The 14,900-nt window shown below is 61.8% G+C and carries 16 protein-coding genes; 12 read left to right on the forward strand and 4 right to left on the reverse strand.

What is annotated here, in order from left to right; genetic code table 11:
- Positions 1-2 precede the first annotated feature (2 nt).
- Genes truB through rbfA form a run of 3 tightly spaced genes read right to left on the reverse strand, consistent with a single transcriptional unit; the run spans position 3 to position 2,065 of the window.
- A complete protein-coding gene (gene truB, locus ACTG36_RS02560; protein ID WP_375280670.1) occupies positions 3-908 on the reverse strand; it encodes a tRNA pseudouridine(55) synthase TruB in 906 nt (301 codons plus the stop codon).
- A 30-nt stretch (positions 909-938) separates the two neighbouring features.
- Complete coding sequence (locus ACTG36_RS02565) at positions 939-1,664, reverse strand: phosphodiester glycosidase family protein (RefSeq protein WP_375280669.1); 726 nt, start codon at positions 1,662-1,664, stop codon at positions 939-941.
- Complete coding sequence (gene rbfA / locus ACTG36_RS02570) at positions 1,664-2,065, reverse strand: 30S ribosome-binding factor RbfA (RefSeq protein WP_375280668.1); 402 nt, start codon at positions 2,063-2,065, stop codon at positions 1,664-1,666. The genes ACTG36_RS02565 and rbfA overlap by 1 nt, the downstream gene beginning before the upstream one ends.
- Positions 2,066-2,125: 60 nt before the next feature.
- On the opposite strand from rbfA, the gene dapB reads away from it, so the two are divergent.
- Entirely contained in the window at positions 2,126-2,944 is an 819-nt protein-coding gene (gene dapB / locus ACTG36_RS02575) for a 4-hydroxy-tetrahydrodipicolinate reductase (protein WP_375280667.1), read from the forward strand.
- Between the two features lie 58 nt (positions 2,945-3,002).
- The gene (locus ACTG36_RS02580) at positions 3,003-3,362 is read left to right on the forward strand and encodes a dihydrodipicolinate reductase (protein WP_375280666.1); all 360 of its coding nucleotides are present in this window, start codon (positions 3,003-3,005) and stop codon (positions 3,360-3,362) included.
- A gap of 78 nt (positions 3,363-3,440) precedes the next feature.
- On the opposite strand, the gene ACTG36_RS02585 is transcribed toward ACTG36_RS02580, so the two are convergent.
- The gene (locus ACTG36_RS02585; RefSeq protein ID WP_375280665.1) at positions 3,441-3,617 is read right to left on the reverse strand and encodes a DUF1674 domain-containing protein; all 177 of its coding nucleotides are present in this window, start codon (positions 3,615-3,617) and stop codon (positions 3,441-3,443) included.
- A 67-nt stretch (positions 3,618-3,684) separates the two neighbouring features.
- Here ACTG36_RS02585 and ACTG36_RS02590 point away from each other — a divergent pair, with 67 nt between their 5' ends.
- From ACTG36_RS02590 to ACTG36_RS02635, 10 genes are all read left to right on the forward strand, one after another.
- A complete protein-coding gene (locus ACTG36_RS02590; protein WP_375280664.1) occupies positions 3,685-4,962 on the forward strand; it encodes an RsmB/NOP family class I SAM-dependent RNA methyltransferase in 1,278 nt (425 codons plus the stop codon).
- Between the two features lie 46 nt (positions 4,963-5,008).
- A complete protein-coding gene (locus ACTG36_RS02595; protein WP_375280663.1) occupies positions 5,009-6,766 on the forward strand; it encodes a heparinase II/III family protein in 1,758 nt (585 codons plus the stop codon).
- A gap of 22 nt (positions 6,767-6,788) precedes the next feature.
- A complete protein-coding gene (purH, locus tag ACTG36_RS02600) occupies positions 6,789-8,378 on the forward strand; it encodes a bifunctional phosphoribosylaminoimidazolecarboxamide formyltransferase/IMP cyclohydrolase (protein ID WP_439141358.1) in 1,590 nt (529 codons plus the stop codon).
- Between the two features lie 15 nt (positions 8,379-8,393).
- A complete protein-coding gene (gene lspA, locus ACTG36_RS02605) occupies positions 8,394-8,873 on the forward strand; it encodes a signal peptidase II (RefSeq protein WP_375280661.1) in 480 nt (159 codons plus the stop codon).
- A gap of 50 nt (positions 8,874-8,923) precedes the next feature.
- Entirely contained in the window at positions 8,924-9,427 is a 504-nt protein-coding gene (locus ACTG36_RS02610; RefSeq protein ID WP_375280660.1) for a DUF3035 domain-containing protein, read from the forward strand.
- A 90-nt stretch (positions 9,428-9,517) separates the two neighbouring features.
- Positions 9,518-10,843 carry a M16 family metallopeptidase gene (locus ACTG36_RS02615; RefSeq protein ID WP_375280659.1) on the forward strand — a complete coding sequence of 442 codons (1,326 nt, stop codon included), beginning with the start codon at positions 9,518-9,520 and terminating at the stop codon, positions 10,841-10,843.
- Positions 10,840-12,156 (forward strand): M16 family metallopeptidase, encoded by a 1,317-nt coding sequence (locus tag ACTG36_RS02620; RefSeq protein WP_439141361.1) that lies wholly within the window; start codon positions 10,840-10,842, stop codon positions 12,154-12,156. The genes ACTG36_RS02615 and ACTG36_RS02620 overlap by 4 nt, the downstream gene beginning before the upstream one ends.
- A gap of 40 nt (positions 12,157-12,196) precedes the next feature.
- Positions 12,197-14,029 (forward strand): DNA mismatch repair endonuclease MutL, encoded by a 1,833-nt coding sequence (mutL, locus tag ACTG36_RS02625; RefSeq protein WP_375280657.1) that lies wholly within the window; start codon positions 12,197-12,199, stop codon positions 14,027-14,029.
- A gap of 75 nt (positions 14,030-14,104) precedes the next feature.
- Complete coding sequence (locus ACTG36_RS02630; protein ID WP_439141363.1) at positions 14,105-14,491, forward strand: hypothetical protein; 387 nt, start codon at positions 14,105-14,107, stop codon at positions 14,489-14,491.
- A complete protein-coding gene (locus ACTG36_RS02635; protein WP_375280655.1) occupies positions 14,472-14,864 on the forward strand; it encodes a hypothetical protein in 393 nt (130 codons plus the stop codon). Before ACTG36_RS02630 ends, ACTG36_RS02635 begins: the two co-directional genes overlap by 20 nt.
- Positions 14,865-14,900 lie beyond the last annotated feature (36 nt).

Genomic DNA, 14,900 nt, shown 5'->3' on the forward strand with positions numbered 1-14,900 from the left:
GGCTAGCCGCGCACGAATACCCGTGAGGGGTGCAATTCGCCGGATTTGAAGGTGCCCACCGCGATGGCCTCACCGTTGTGGTCGGCCCAGCAGTCTTCGCCGTATTCCACATCGCCCATGACGAGGGCAGGGTTGCCGTTGCGCAGTTTCGCGATGCTGGATTCGGGGCAATGGACACGTGGCAGATCATCAAGACCGTCTTCTAGGGGGCGGATCAGGTGATCCAACCCTTCTGTCTTGGCGTGTTCGTCAAGTTGGTCCAGCGAAACACCGTCTTCGGCTGTAAACGGCCCCGACCAGATGCGACGCAGTTCGCGCACGTGGGCATGACAGCCCAGCGCCGCACCCAGATCGCGGGCGATGGACCGGACGTAGCCGCCCTTGCCACAGGTCATTTCAAGCGTGACGTGGTCAGGGTCGGGCCGATCGATCAGCACCAGTTCCTCAACCCACAAGGGGCGGGCCGCAATTTCAAAATCCTCGCCATCGCGGGCGCGTTTATAGGCCCGTTCACCGTCGATCTTTACGGCGGAAAAGGCGGGCGGAATTTGCATGATGTCGCCCACAAACTGGCCCAGCGCCGTTTTGATCGCGTCGTCCGTGGGGCGGTCGTCGCTGGTTGCGGTCACCTCACCCTCGGCGTCGTCGGTGTTGGTCTTCTGACCCAGCCGCACGGTAAAGGTATAGGCCTTAAGCGCGTCGGTAATGTAGGGGACGGTTTTGGTCGCTTCGCCCAGTGCCACGGCCAGAACGCCTGTCGCCTCGGGGTCCAGTGTGCCTGCGTGGCCTGCTTTCTTGGCGTCCAGCGCCCAGCGCACCTTATTGACCACGGAGGTCGAGGTGATGCCAGCGGGTTTGTCCACCACCAGCCATCCGTGCAGATCGCGTCCTTTGCGTTTGCGTGCCATATCGCCCTCGTCCTTGGTCAGGCGGGCCGGTTAGTTGGTGTCGGCCCCGCCGTCAAGCACACCGACCATCGGACCCAAGGGGCCAAAGCCGAAATCGGACCGGCCAGAGGCCGCGTCATACATGCGGCTGACCTTGCCATCAAAGAACAGCGCATTGGGCGTTTGCAGCCGGTCGCGGAACAGTGTGCCGAAATCGTGGAAGTTCACCGCATCATTACTGATCGCGAAATAGGCGGTTTGCCCGTCGGCTGATGTGCCCACCCCGTTGCGGATAAACCGGCTGTCGCTGCCGTCGATAAACCGAGGATGAAGCGCGCCGTCGATTACCAACATAGGACCGGATTGGGTGGCATGGGTGCAATCCGGCCCCTCTGCCTGATAGGCGAGGGTTTCGATGACGCGCAGGGTATCTGCGATGCAAAAGACGCCGTTGGGCAGCAGGCCGAAATTCCCCGGCCCCTCTGACGCGATGACGCGCATTTCTTCCCTGCCGTCCTCAATATAATGGCCCACAGGATCGCGGTCGTCGTGGTACATGCCCGCGTTCATGGCAAATAGCAGATCACGGCCCTCAAGGTCTTCGATGGCGCGAAAGGACCCAAGGACGGCGCCTGTGTCATCGCGCAAGAACAATTGCAGATCCTCGGAGGCTGCGACCTCGCATACGGTATAGGACGCGCCCAGATGGTCGATGTCGTCACAGGTGACAGCGGCGGCCGGGCTGGCCAGCAGGACAAGACCAGCAAGCCAGCGCATCAGTCCTCCGATGAGATATCTCGCGCGACTTTCTCGTCTTCGAACATCGCGCGTGTGGCGTCCATGCGGTCGTACATATCATCAATGCGGAACCGCAGGTCGGGGGCATGTTTCAGCTTCATGCCCTTGGTGATCAGATGGCGCAGTTCACCCTTGTTGCGGGCCAGTGCCTCAATCGCCAAATCAGCATCCTTGCCGCCCAAAGGCAGCACAAAGGCCGTGGCGATGCTGAGGTCGGGGGTCATGCGAACCTCGCCCACGGTGATGGACATGCGTTGCAGGTCGGGGTCATGGACCTCTCCGCGTTGCAACAATTCGGACATGGTGCGGCGAATCAACTCGCCGACACGCAATTGCCGCTGGGATGGGCCGTCCTTGCCTTGAAAACTGTTCTTTGCCATGGGGTGCATGTAAGCAGGTTGGGCGCGCTTGCCAAGGCGCAGTGACGGAAGGACGATAAGATGACGGATATGCCGGGGATTGTGATCACGGGCGGGTCTGGCCGGATGGGGCAGATGTTGATCGGCGCTGTGCTGGCGTCTGACGCCTGTACCCTAGTGGGCGTGCTGGAACGGGAAGGCCACGACTGGATCGGGCAGGACATCGGCACGGCTATGGGGCGCGCGCCTGTGGGCGTGGCGGTCAGTGACGATCCGGTCGCGACTTTTGCCAAAGCCCAAGCGGTGATTGATTTCACCGCCCCTGCTGCCACCGTCGCCTTTGCCGAACTGGCCGCACAGGCCCGCGCGGTGCATGTGATTGGCACCACGGGCCTGACCGAAGATGACATCGCCAAGCTGGACGCCGCTGCCCACCACGCAGTGATCGTGCGGGCGGGCAATATGTCGTTGGGCGTGAACCTGCTGGTGCAGCTGACCAAAAAGGTCGCGGCGGCCTTGGATGAAGACTTTGACATCGAAGTGATCGAGGCCCACCACCACCACAAAGTCGACGCGCCCTCAGGCACGGCCCTGATGTTGGGTGAAGCTGCGGCCGAGGGCCGTGGCGTCGCCCTGAAAGATGTGTCCGACAGTGGTCGCGATGGTATCACCGGCGCACGCAAACGCGGCGATATCGGCTTTTCGGCCATTCGCGGCGGGGACATTGTCGGCGAACATGACGTGCTGTTTGCCGCCGCAGGGGAACGGATCAAACTGACCCATATTGCCACGGATCGTGCGATTTTTGCCCGTGGGGCGCTGAAGGCCGCGCTTTGGGGGCAAGATCAAAAGCCGGGCGCATATGATATGTTGGATGTGCTTGGTTTGAGCGCGGAGTGAACTTTTTAAGCAGTTGATGCGTATCTACTCCGACACTTGTAAAAATGGAGGCCCCGATATGTTTCGTGCCCTGACCCTTGCTGCCGCTGCTTTGATCGCCACACCTGCCATGGCGTCTGCCTTTGAACGGATTTCTGATCGGGCCGAGTTTATGGATACGGTGGGCGGCAAAGACCTGCGGATTGCTCTTTATGGTCTGACGCTAAATGTGAAAGAAGACGGATCGATCGCGGGCCGTGCTGCGGGCTGGGATATCGTCGGGTCTTGGTCGTGGGACAACGGATATTTCTGCCGTGACATGGATTGGTCCGGCTACCCGATTGAATACAACTGTCAGTTGGTTGAGGTCGATGGCGACCGCATCCGGTTCACCGTCGACCAAGGGGCTGGTGACGACGCAGTGTTGCGTATCCGCTGACGATCCGCGGCCCCGGGCCGCGACCCGGCCAGCGCGGGTTCGCGTGGAACACGCGAGGTCGGGAAGGCGCCATAGGCCCTAGAAATCGATGGCGAGGCCCTTTTTCTCCCAGTCGCCGTAGCGGACGGGCTCTGGCCCGTCGCGGCCCCCCAGTTCTTCTGGCAGATCAAGCGCCTTTGCGGCGCGACGGCGCTCTTCGGCTTCGGCCAAGGCGCGCTGGGCGGCGGGGGGCAGGTCTTTGGTGTCCTTGGTCACGTGGCTCTCCTTGCGGTGCGATACGTCCTGATATACGTCCGCCAGATCATTCGCCAAGGGGTTAAAGATGTCGCAGCAACAAGGTCTCGGTCCGCGCAAGGCGGCTGTCTATCTGCTGGATCAAGTGACAGGGCAGGGCAAACTGCTGCCAGAACTGATTGGCGAAGGCGCGTTGCAGCACCTTGGCCCCGAAGATCGCGCCCGTGCCCAACGTCTGGCCACCGAAACACTGCGCGGGCTGGCCCGCGCGGACCGGATGCTCGCACGGTTTGTGCAAAAAACACCCCCCCTGGCTGTGCGCAACGTGCTGCGCCTGTGTACGGTTGAACTGTCTCAGGGGGAGGCCGCCCATGGCGTTGTCAACGCCGGTGTCGAACTGGTGGCGCGCAACAAACGGACCTCATCTATGAAGGGTCTGGTGAATGCCGTGCTGCGCAAGGTTGCCGCAGAAGGCCCCGAAGGTTGGGCAAAACTGGCCATTCCGCGGATGCCCGGCTGGCTGCGTGGCCCCCTCAAGGACGCCTACGGGCCAGAGGTTGTGGCCGCCATCGAGGCCGCGCAATTTGCCGGCGCGCCGGTCGATCTGACGGTGAAAGGTGATGCGGCCCAGCTTGCCGCGACGCTCGGCGGGCAGGTGCTGCCCAACGGGTCCGTCCGATTGGCTGACGCGGGCCAAGTTTCGGCTTTGGCAGGTTTCGACGACGGTGATTGGTGGGTGCAGGACGCCGCAGCCGCGTGGCCGGTGCACATCATGGCCCCCCAAAAGGGTGAGAAAATTCTTGATCTCTGCGCAGCCCCGGGCGGCAAGACCATGCAACTGGCGGCGGCTGGTGCGCAGGTCACTGCTGTTGATGCCTCTGCTGGGCGGATGCGGCGCGTCGGTGAAAACCTTGAACGCACAAAATTGCGGGCCACGACCGTCGTGTCTGATGCCTTTGCTTTCGACGAAGGCGGGTTTGATGCGGTGCTGCTTGATGCGCCCTGTTCGGCCACAGGCACGATTCGCCGCCATCCGGATCTGCCCTATGCCAAAGACGGGTCCGAATTCGCCATGCTGATCGACCAACAGGCGCGCATGATCGACCACGCGCTGACCCTTTTGAAACCGGGCGGTCGGCTGTTGTTTTGCACCTGTTCGTTGTTGCCCGACGAAGGCGAGGTTCAGGTGGAAGAGGCGCTGGCCCGCCATCCCGGCCTGACCGTAGATCCCGACGCTTTGAACCGGCCTGGCATTGACCCTGCATGGCGCACAGAAGAAGGCGGTGTGCGTCTGCGGCCCGATTTTTGGGCCGATCTGGGCGGCATGGACGGATTTTACATCGCTCAACTGCGAAAGCCTGCGTGACTTGAGACGCCTTTTCGCGTAAAGATCGCCCTCGCAAAGATGCTGAATGGCACGGGCGAGAGGCAAATCATTGGTGGACCCTTCCCACACTCTATCACGACGCGCACGTGTCATGAACCGGCTGCACGCGCAGCTTGCGGCCCGCACGCGGCCTGCCACGGCGTTTCGGTCCAATCCTGAACCCCGTATGATCGGGCATTATGCCCGTGGCCGGCAACTTTTGGCCGGAAATTTTCTGTTCGCCGGACAGTTGGTCGAAGCACCGGACACCAGCATCTGGGATGCTGTGGCCAATGTTCCGGGTGCCGCGCTGGATGTGCACGGGTTTGCGTGGCTCGATGATCTGGCGGCGGTGGGCGACAACAAGGCGCGCATTGCGGCGCAGGCTTGGCTTCACGACTGGATCGACCGGTTCGGCAACGGGTCCGGTGACGGCTGGATACCCGATGTCACGGGCCGTCGCCTGATCCGCTGGATCGCGCACGGGTTCTTTTTGCTGCGCGGGGCCGACAAAACCGCGTCCGAGGCCTATTTCCGATCGGCCGCACGGCAAGCGATCTTTTTGTCCAAACGCTGGAAATCCGCACGCCCCGGTCTGCCCCGGTTTGAGGCCGTGGCCGGTATGATCTACGCGGGCCTTAGCCTCCAAGGGATGGAAGACCGCGTGGCCCCGGCCATTGCCATGCTGACCCGTGACTGCAAGACGCAAATCGGGCCAGACGGGGGCGTGGCATCACGCAACCCTGAGGAACTGCTGGAAATCCTGACGTTGTTGTCGTGGGTCGAAACCGCTTTGTCAGACACAGGCCATGACGCGCCCTTCGCCCTTCGGGATGCAATGGCGCGGATCGCACCCACCTTGCGGGCGCTGCGTCATGCCGACGGGGCTTTGGCGCGGTTTCATGGGGGCGGGCGTGGTCTGGACGGATGGCTTGATCAGGCGCTGGCTGCCGTCGGGACGATCGAACAGCCCGACCGGACCCTGCACATGGGCTATGGCCGTTTGTCATCGGGTCGAACGTCTGTTGTCATGGACGTGGCGCCCCCGCCCGGCGGGGCCTATGCGGGGCAGGCCCATGCTTCCACCCTCGCGATGGAGGTCACATCGGGGCGCAGACCGCTGATCGTCAACTGCGGCTCAGGTGTGAGCTTCGGGCCCGACTGGCGGCGCGCAGGGCGCGCAACGCCTAGCCATTCCACGCTGTCCATCGAAGGCCGGTCGTCTTCGTTGCTGGAGGTCGGACGCAACGGCGCTGAAATCATGACCAACGGCCCCAAAGAGGTCCAGTCTGAGATCACAACCCTGCCCGATGGCCACCGTCTGGCCACGGCCCACGACGGCTACCGCGCGTCCCATGGGCTGACCCATGTGCGCACGCTTGAATTGACGTCGGACGGGCGCGCTCTGGTGGGGGAGGACCTCTTGACGATCCTTGACCCCAAGGACGAACCCATCTTTGACCGCGCCCTTGATGCTGAAACCTTGCAGGGCATCCCATGGTCGATCCGGTTCCACCTCCATCCGGAGGTCGAGGCCGCCGTTGATCTGGGCGGGGCTGCGGTTTCGCTGACCCAAAAATCCGGTGAGATTTGGGTCTTCCGGCAAGATGGCGCGCAACAAATGGGCCTTCAGCCGTCAGTTTATCTCGAAAACGGGCGATTAAGGCCCCGTGCAACGCAACAGGTGGTTTTATCTGGGCGGTCTTTGTCTTATGCGACGCGCATCCGTTGGTCGTTGTCCAAGGCACAAGATACACCCATTGCCCTGCGCGATGTGGACGACCCGACGGTATTGGAGTTTTGATACCGCCTGAGGGGACCACCACATGACCGACCTGCAACCCATCCGCCGCGCCTTGCTGTCCGTATCCGACAAGACCGGATTGATTGATCTGGGCAAAGCATTGGCCGCCCGTGGCGTCGAATTGCTGTCCACCGGCGGATCCGCCAAGGCGCTGCGCGATGCGGGGTTGACGGTCCGCGATGTGGCCGATGTGACAGGGTTCCCTGAGATGATGGACGGTCGGGTCAAGACCCTGCATCCCGGCGTGCACGGTGGCCTGTTGGCGCTGCGCGACAACGACGCCCATGTGGCCGCGATGGAAGACCACGGGATTGGCGCAATCGACCTGTTGGTTGTGAACCTCTATCCGTTCGAGACCGCCTTGGCCCGTGGTGCCGCCTATGATGAGATGATCGAAAACATCGACATCGGTGGCCCCGCCATGATCCGCGCCGCCGCCAAGAACCACGCCTTCGTCAACGTTGTGGTGGATGTTGAGGATTACGAGGCGCTTTTGGCTGAACTGGACGCCAACGATGGCCAGACAACATTTGGTTTCCGCCAGACACTGGCGCAGGCCGCCTATGCGCGCACGGCCGCCTATGATGCCGCCGTGTCGTCGTGGATGGCAGGTGCTATCGGCAATGCCGCTCCCCGCCGTCGCGCTGTGGCGGGGACCCTCGCCCAGACGCTGCGCTATGGCGAGAACCCCCACCAGCAGGCCGCGTTCTACACCGATGGCAGCGACCGCCCCGGCGTTGCCACCGCACAGCAGCATCAGGGCAAGGAGCTGTCCTACAACAACATCAACGACACCGACGCAGCCTTCGAACTGGTCAGCGAATTCGCCCCGAACACAGGCCCCGCTGTCGCCATCATCAAACATGCCAACCCCTGCGGCGTGGCCCGTGGTGCGACCATGGCCGAAGCCTATACCAAAGCTTTCCGATGCGATCAGACGTCGGCCTTTGGCGGGATCGTGGCGTTGAACGGTGAACTGGACGCCGAAACTGCCGAGGTTATGACCGGCATCTTCACCGAAGTCGTCATCGCGCCCTCTGCGACGGACGACGCCAAGGCGATTTTTGCTGGCAAAAAGAACCTGCGTTTGCTCACAACCGGCGGGCTGGCCGATCCGATGACCACCGCGCAGACGATCCGTCAGGTGTCCGGCGGGTATCTGATGCAGGACAAAGACAATGGGCTGATCACCCGCGACGACCTGAAGGTCGTGACCAAGCTCGCGCCCACAGACGCGCAGATGGAGGATCTTTTGTTTGCTTGGAAGGTCGCCAAACACGTCAAATCCAACACCATCGTCTACGTCAAAGACCTCGCCACTGTTGGTGTGGGTGCCGGTCAGATGAGCCGCGTGGACAGCGCGCTGATTGCGGCCAAGAAAGCCGAACGGATGGCCGAAGCGCTTGAGCTTCCCGCGCCATTGACCCAAGGGTCCGCCGTGGCCTCTGATGCGTTCTTCCCCTTTGCCGATGGTCTGCTTGAAGCCGCAGCCGCCGGTGCCACCTGCGTCATCCAGCCCGGCGGGTCTATGCGCGATGATGAGGTCATTGCCGCCGCCGATGAGGCGGGCCTGGCCATGGTTTTCACCGGCATGCGCCACTTCCGCCATTAATCGAAAGGGTTGCTCATGCGCCTGACACTTTGGACTGCGTTTTGGATTTTTCTGGCTGATCAACTGTCGAAGTACATCGTGCTTTACCAGATCAATCTGCCGACCCAGCCCAATCAGACGTATGAGGTCGCACCCCCGTTTCTGGTGCTGCGCATGGCCTGGAACAAGGGCGTGAATTTTGGCCTGTTTGCGGAATTCGACATGCGGTGGGTGCTGATCGGGGTCGCACTGGCGATCACGGCTTGTGTGTTGTGGTGGGTGCGTAAGGCCGACATGGGGCGCTGGGCACTTCTCTCAGCGGGGCTGCTGGTGGGCGGCGCGATGGGCAACGTCATTGACCGCGTGATCTATGGCGCTGTGGCGGACTTTTTGAACATGTCGTGCTGCGGCTTCACCAACCCTTATGCTTTCAACATCGCCGATATTTCCATTTTTGTCGGCGCGATTGGCCTTGTCCTTTTTACCGACGGGGACGACAAAAAGAAGACGGCGTGACGACGCCGCAGCTTTGCGGTAAGACAAGGCAAGAAATGGGAGTGTTCGGTATGCACAAAGCGGTGCTTTTTACTGTCATGGCGGTGGCCCTGTCGGCCTGCGCAGGCGGTGATCGCGGCTTGCGCGATTTGCGCAGCAATGGCGGTGGCCCCGATGAATTTCAGGTCAATCCGGTGAACCCTCTGGTGCTGCCAACGGACCTCAGCGCGTTGCCTGCGCCCACGCCGGGTGGTGCCAACCGCGTTGATCCAAATCCCAACGGCGATGCTGTCGCCGTTTTGGGGGGCAATCCGAATGCTCTCGTCCCCAATGGCATCCCCGCCTCGGACAGCGCAATCGTTGCAGCGGCCCGCCGGAATGGTGTTGATCCCGCGATCCGTCAGACCCTTGCTGCAGAAGACGCAGCCTTCCGCAATCGTGCGTCCCGTTTTGGCTTTTTCCGCGGTCGCGACCGGTACTTTGGGGCCTATTCCCGTCAGGCGCTAGATGCCTATGCGGAACTTCAGCGGTTCCGCAACGCAGGCGTGGCCACACCCACAGCCCCACCTGAGTAACGTCACGCGCCCTCACATCCGCGTATGACACCTTGAAGATACGTCCCTGTGGCGTACCTTTAGATCACGTTCATCAGCGGAGTATCCCGAATGCGCCTTCTTGCCGCCGCCCTGTGTTTTGTGGGCACCCTGACCGCCGCCGAAGAGGTCACGACCTACAGCCTTGATAATGGCATGGACATCGTGGTGATCGAAGACCACCGCGCCCCCGTGGTGGTGCACATGCTGTGGTATCGCGCCGGATCAGCGGATGAACCCATCGGGTCCTCTGGCGTGGCCCACTACCTTGAACACCTGTTGTTCAAGGCCACCGATACGGTCGAAAGCGGTGAATTCCAGCGCGTCGTGGCCGCCAATGGCGGGTCTGACAATGCCTTCACCAGCTATGATTACACCGGCTATTTCCAACGGGTCGCCGCCGACCGTCTGCCCCTGATGATGCAATACGAAGCCGACCGGATGAACAATCTGGCGCTGACAGAGGAAGACATCATCACCGAACGCGGTGTCATCATCGAAGAACGCAACCAGCGGGTCGAAAACTCCCCCGGTGCCTTGGCGCGTGAACAAATGCGTGCGGCGCAATACCTCAACCATCGCTACGGCGTGCCGATCATCGGCTGGATGCATGAGATGGAAGAACTCGATATGGAGGACGCCCTGTCGTTTTACGACCTCTATTATTCGCCCAACAACACCATCCTGATTGTCGCCGGTGATGTCGAACCGGATGAGGTCTACGACCTCGCCCAGCAGTATTACGGCCCCATCCCTGCAGAACCCAACCTGCCCGAACGTGTCCGGTCCCAAGAACCCCCGCAGACTGCCGAACGTCGTTTGGTCTATGAAGACCCGCGCGTCGCACAACCCTATCTGACCCGCACCTATATCGCCCCCGAACGCGATGCCGGTGATCAGACCGACGCCGCAGCCCTGACCTATCTGGCGGAGCTGTTGGGCGGGTCGTCCTTCACCTCAATCCTGCCCATCGCGTTGCAGTTTGACACCAACACCGCGATCTACGCCGGTGCGTTTTATTCCGGTGTCAGCCTTGATGACACGCTCTTTGGCGTCTCTGTCGCCCCCGCTGACGGCGTGACCTTGCCCGAGGCTGAGGCCGCAATGGACGCGGCCATCGCCCAGTTCATGGAGGACGGCGTGGACCAAGACCGGCTTGAGGCCGTGCGCAACCAGTTGAAAGCCAGCGAAATCTACGCCCGTGATAATGTCGATGGCTTGGCGCGGCGCTACGGTGCGGCCCTGACCTCGGGCCTGACGGTCGAAGACGTGCAGGCATGGCCCGATGTTCTTCAGGCCGTCACCGCCGAAGACATCATGGACGTGGCCCAACGGGTTCTTGTCCGCGACCGCTCCGTCACTGGCTATGTCGTTCCAACACGGGAGATCCTGCAATGATCCGCCTTTTCGCCGTCCTCGCGGCCTCCCTCACGGCCTTCACGGCCACCGCCCAGACCGAAATTGATATTCAAGAGGTCACGTCCCCAGGCGGGATTGATGCGTGGTTGGTCGAAGAAAACTCGATCCCCTTTACTGCCATCGAACTGGTCTTTGACGGCGGGGCATCGCTGGATTTGCCCGGCAAACGCGGGGCCACGAACCTGATGATGGGCCTCATTGAAGAAGGCGCCGGTGATCTGGACGCCCGCGCCTTCCAAGCCCAGCGTGAAGCGCTGGCCGCGTCCTATGAATTTGACACCTATGACGATTCCGTCACGGTTTCGGCGGTCTTTCTGACCGAAAACCGGGATGAAGCGATCGCCCTTCTGCGGGAGGCTTTGATCAATCCCCGGTTTGACCAAGACGCCGTGGACCGCGTGCGCGGACAGGTGTTGGCAGGCATCCGGTCGGACGCCAACAACCCCAACGATATCGCCAACGCAGCCTTTGACGCGGCGGCCTTCGGGGATCATCCCTACGGGTCCGCGATCAACGGGACCGAAGCCTCGGTCGCGGCCTTGACCCGCGATGACATCGTCACGGCCCATCGCAATGCGCTGACCACCGGCCGCGTGCATGTGGGCGCTGCGGGCGATATTTCAGCCGAAGACCTGGGCGTTCTTATCGACACTTTGATCGGTGATCTGCCCGCCGACGGTCCGGCCTTGCCGGACGCTGTTGAGTTCGGGTTGGACGGGGGCATCACCGTTGTCCCCTACGCCACGCCGCAGTCGGTGGCACTTTTCGGGCACGCAGGGATAGAACGGGACGATGATGATTTCTTCGCGGCCTTTATCCTCAATGAAATCCTCGGGGGGCGCGGTGTCGAAAGCCGCCTTTACCGCGAGGTACGCGAAAAGCGGGGGCTGACTTACGGGGTATCTACGTTCCTTGTGCCCAAGGATTTCACCGAAATGTACCTTGGCTCCGTCGCATCGGCCAATGACCGGATCGCCGAGGCGATCAACGTGATCCGCGACGAATGGGCGTTGATGGCCAGCGACGGCATCACGCAGGAAGAGTTGGACGCCGCCCAGACCTACCTGACCGGCGCATACCCGCTGCGATTTGACGGGAATGCCGCGATTGCGGGCATTCTGGTCGGCATGCAAAGCGTCGATCTGACCCCCGATTATGTCGCCAACCGCAACGATTTCATCGAAGCCGTGACATTGGAGGAGGTCAACCGCGTGGCCGCTGAACTGTTAGACCCAGAGGGCCTCCACTTTGTGGTTGTGGGGGAACCTGAAGGCTTAGAAGCCGCCGAATAACCCTGTCAGAATCGGCTGTGGCCATGCTACCACTGGTGTCATGGCTGTCACTGACCCCAAAATAAGCGACACACGTCCTGTTATTCGTCAACTCGACGATGCTGCAATCAACCGGATTGCGGCAGGTGAGGTCGTGGAACGCCCCGCCTCAGCCGTCAAGGAGCTGGTGGAAAACGCGTTGGACGCCAAAGCATCCCGCATCGAAATTTCCATCGCGGACGGCGGCAAAACCCTTATCCGTGTTACGGACAACGGCGTCGGCATGACGGCAGATGATCTGCCGCTGGCGCTGTCACGCCACGCCACATCCAAAATCGACGGCACTGACCTTCTCAACATCCACAGCTTCGGCTTCCGGGGGGAGGCGTTGCCGTCCCTAGGGGCCGTTGGCCGCCTTACGATCCGCAGCCGCACCGCCAGCGGGGACGGCGCAGAAGTCACCGTCGCCGGCGGTGCACATGACGCCGTCCGCCCCTCCGCCCTGACCGCAGGGACCGTCGTCGAATTGCGTGATCTGTTCTATGCGACACCAGCGCGGCTGAAATTTCTGCGCACTGACCGCGCAGAGATGCAGGCGATCAGCGATGTGATCAAACGGCTGGCCATGGCCGAACCTTTCGTGACCTTCATCCTGACCGATGTGTCCGGTGGAAATTCCCGCGTGACCTTCCGCGCCGACGCGGAAACGGGCGATATGTTTGATGCGCTGCACGCGCGGCTGCGGTCTGTGCTGGGCCGCGATTTTGCCGAAAACGCGCTGGCGATTGATGCGGAACGCGAAGGCGTGCATCTGACGGGTTACGCCGCGCTGCCCACCTATTCACGCGGGTCTGCCGTGCAGCAGTTTCTCTATGTCAACGGACGGCCCGTGCGCGACAAGGTGCTGATCGGTGCGTTGCGCGGGGCCTATATGGACACCCTCAGCCGCGATCGCCACCCGGCGGCTTGCCTGTTCATCGACCTTGATCCGACCCGCGTGGACGTCAATGTCCACCCCGCCAAATCCGAGGTCCGCTTTCGCGACCCCGGCACAGTGCGCGGCCTGATCGTCAGCGGCTTGCGCCATGCGCTGGCGGAGGCGGGGCACCGTGCCTCGACCACCGTCGCCTCCGCCACGCTGGGCGCGATGCAGCCCGAACCCCAGGGCGCGCGGATTTACCAGATGGACCGGCCCACGCCGTCCAGCGGGCCGGCCTATCAAGCCCCCTCCACCGGCTTTGCCGAAATGGCGCCGGAGTATTCGGGGCGTGTCGAAAGCCCTGTCCAGACGCCCGAACAGGCCGACCATCAGGACCGTCCGCTTGGGGCCGCCCGTGCGCAGGTCCATGAAAACTACATCATTGCGCAAACCGAAACCGGCATTGTCATTGTCGATGGTCACGCGGCCCACGAACGGCTGGTCTACGAAAAGCTCAAAACTCAGATGGCGGAAAATGGTGTTGCGGCGCAGGCCCTTCTGATCCCCGAGATTATCGAAATGTCTGACGGGGATACCGCACAACTGCTGGCTGTGGCCGATGACTTGTCGCGCTTTGGCCTGACCATCGAACCGTTCGGCGGTGGGGCCATCGCCGTGCGCGAAACCCCCGCGATTTTGGGGGAGGTCAACGCCGAAGCCATGTTGCGCGATATCGTGGATGAGCTAAGCGATCAGGGTTCCAGCAGTTTGGTGCAAGAAAAGCTTGAGGCGATCCTCAGCCGCGTCGCCTGTCACGGGTCCATCCGCACGGGCCGTCACATGCGTGGGGAGGAAATGAACGCCCTGCTGCGCGACATGGAACAGACCCCTCGGTCCGGCCAATGCAACCACGGGCGGCCCACCTATGTTGAACTGAAACTCAGCGATATTGAGCGGCTTTTCGGACGCACCTGACCGGCTTTGCCCATTTGCACTATTGAGGCACCGCCCCCCGCCCGTTAGCGTGGCGCAAATTGCTGGGGAACTGACATGCGGATTCTTGCATCTTTGACGGCTTTGATCGCTTTGGGCGCGTGTTCCGTTGCGGATTTGAACCATGGGGCCGAGGATTTGCGGTTCAACGCCCTTACGGATGAGACGCGGCGCGCGTGGGATGTCGCGAACCGTGATCTGCCGTTTGACGGTGGGACCGTCTACATCATCGCCAATGAACACGGGGATATGCACACCTATGCGCTGCGCCCGTGTGGCGGGGATCACATCTGCGGTGCCAACGGCCAACGCGGCCATGTGGAACGGACCGCAGATTATTTTGTCGTGACCGGGGCCTATCCCCATCGCACGTTTCTTTTGTCGCCCGGTGGCGACGGGTATCTGAATTGGCGAGGAGTATATCGTGATCTTGCGTGGAATTAAGCGTACGGCGCTGTTGGCCGGACTTGGACTGACAGCGGCCTGCATGGCGCCCCTTCCGGGGGGCGAAAACGGCCCCTTCGCGCCGGGCAACACTTTGACGTTCTTTTACCAAGGCGTTCTGACGGATCCGCCGGAACAGGCCGTTCTGACAGCCTGTGAAAACGAATTGGTGGCCCGCACCTGTGTGCGTCAATCGAACGGTGCGGTTTTTCCACTGGAAGTGACCGACACCGGTGCTGTGCGGTATGGCAACGAAACGGTGCAGGTGATCCTGCAACTGGACCCGGCGGGCGTGCCGTCCGGGATTGGGCAGCAGACCAACGTCGAAACCGGTGAAACGAACGGCATGCGCTGGGTGTCTTTGCCGTCCTGATCGGGTTCGAACTGCTCAAACAAAAAGGGGCGTCCT

Origin of the sequence: Pseudooctadecabacter sp. (assembly GCF_965657175.1) — a bacterium.
In the GTDB taxonomy this organism is placed as follows: Bacteria; Pseudomonadota; Alphaproteobacteria; order Rhodobacterales; family Rhodobacteraceae; genus Octadecabacter.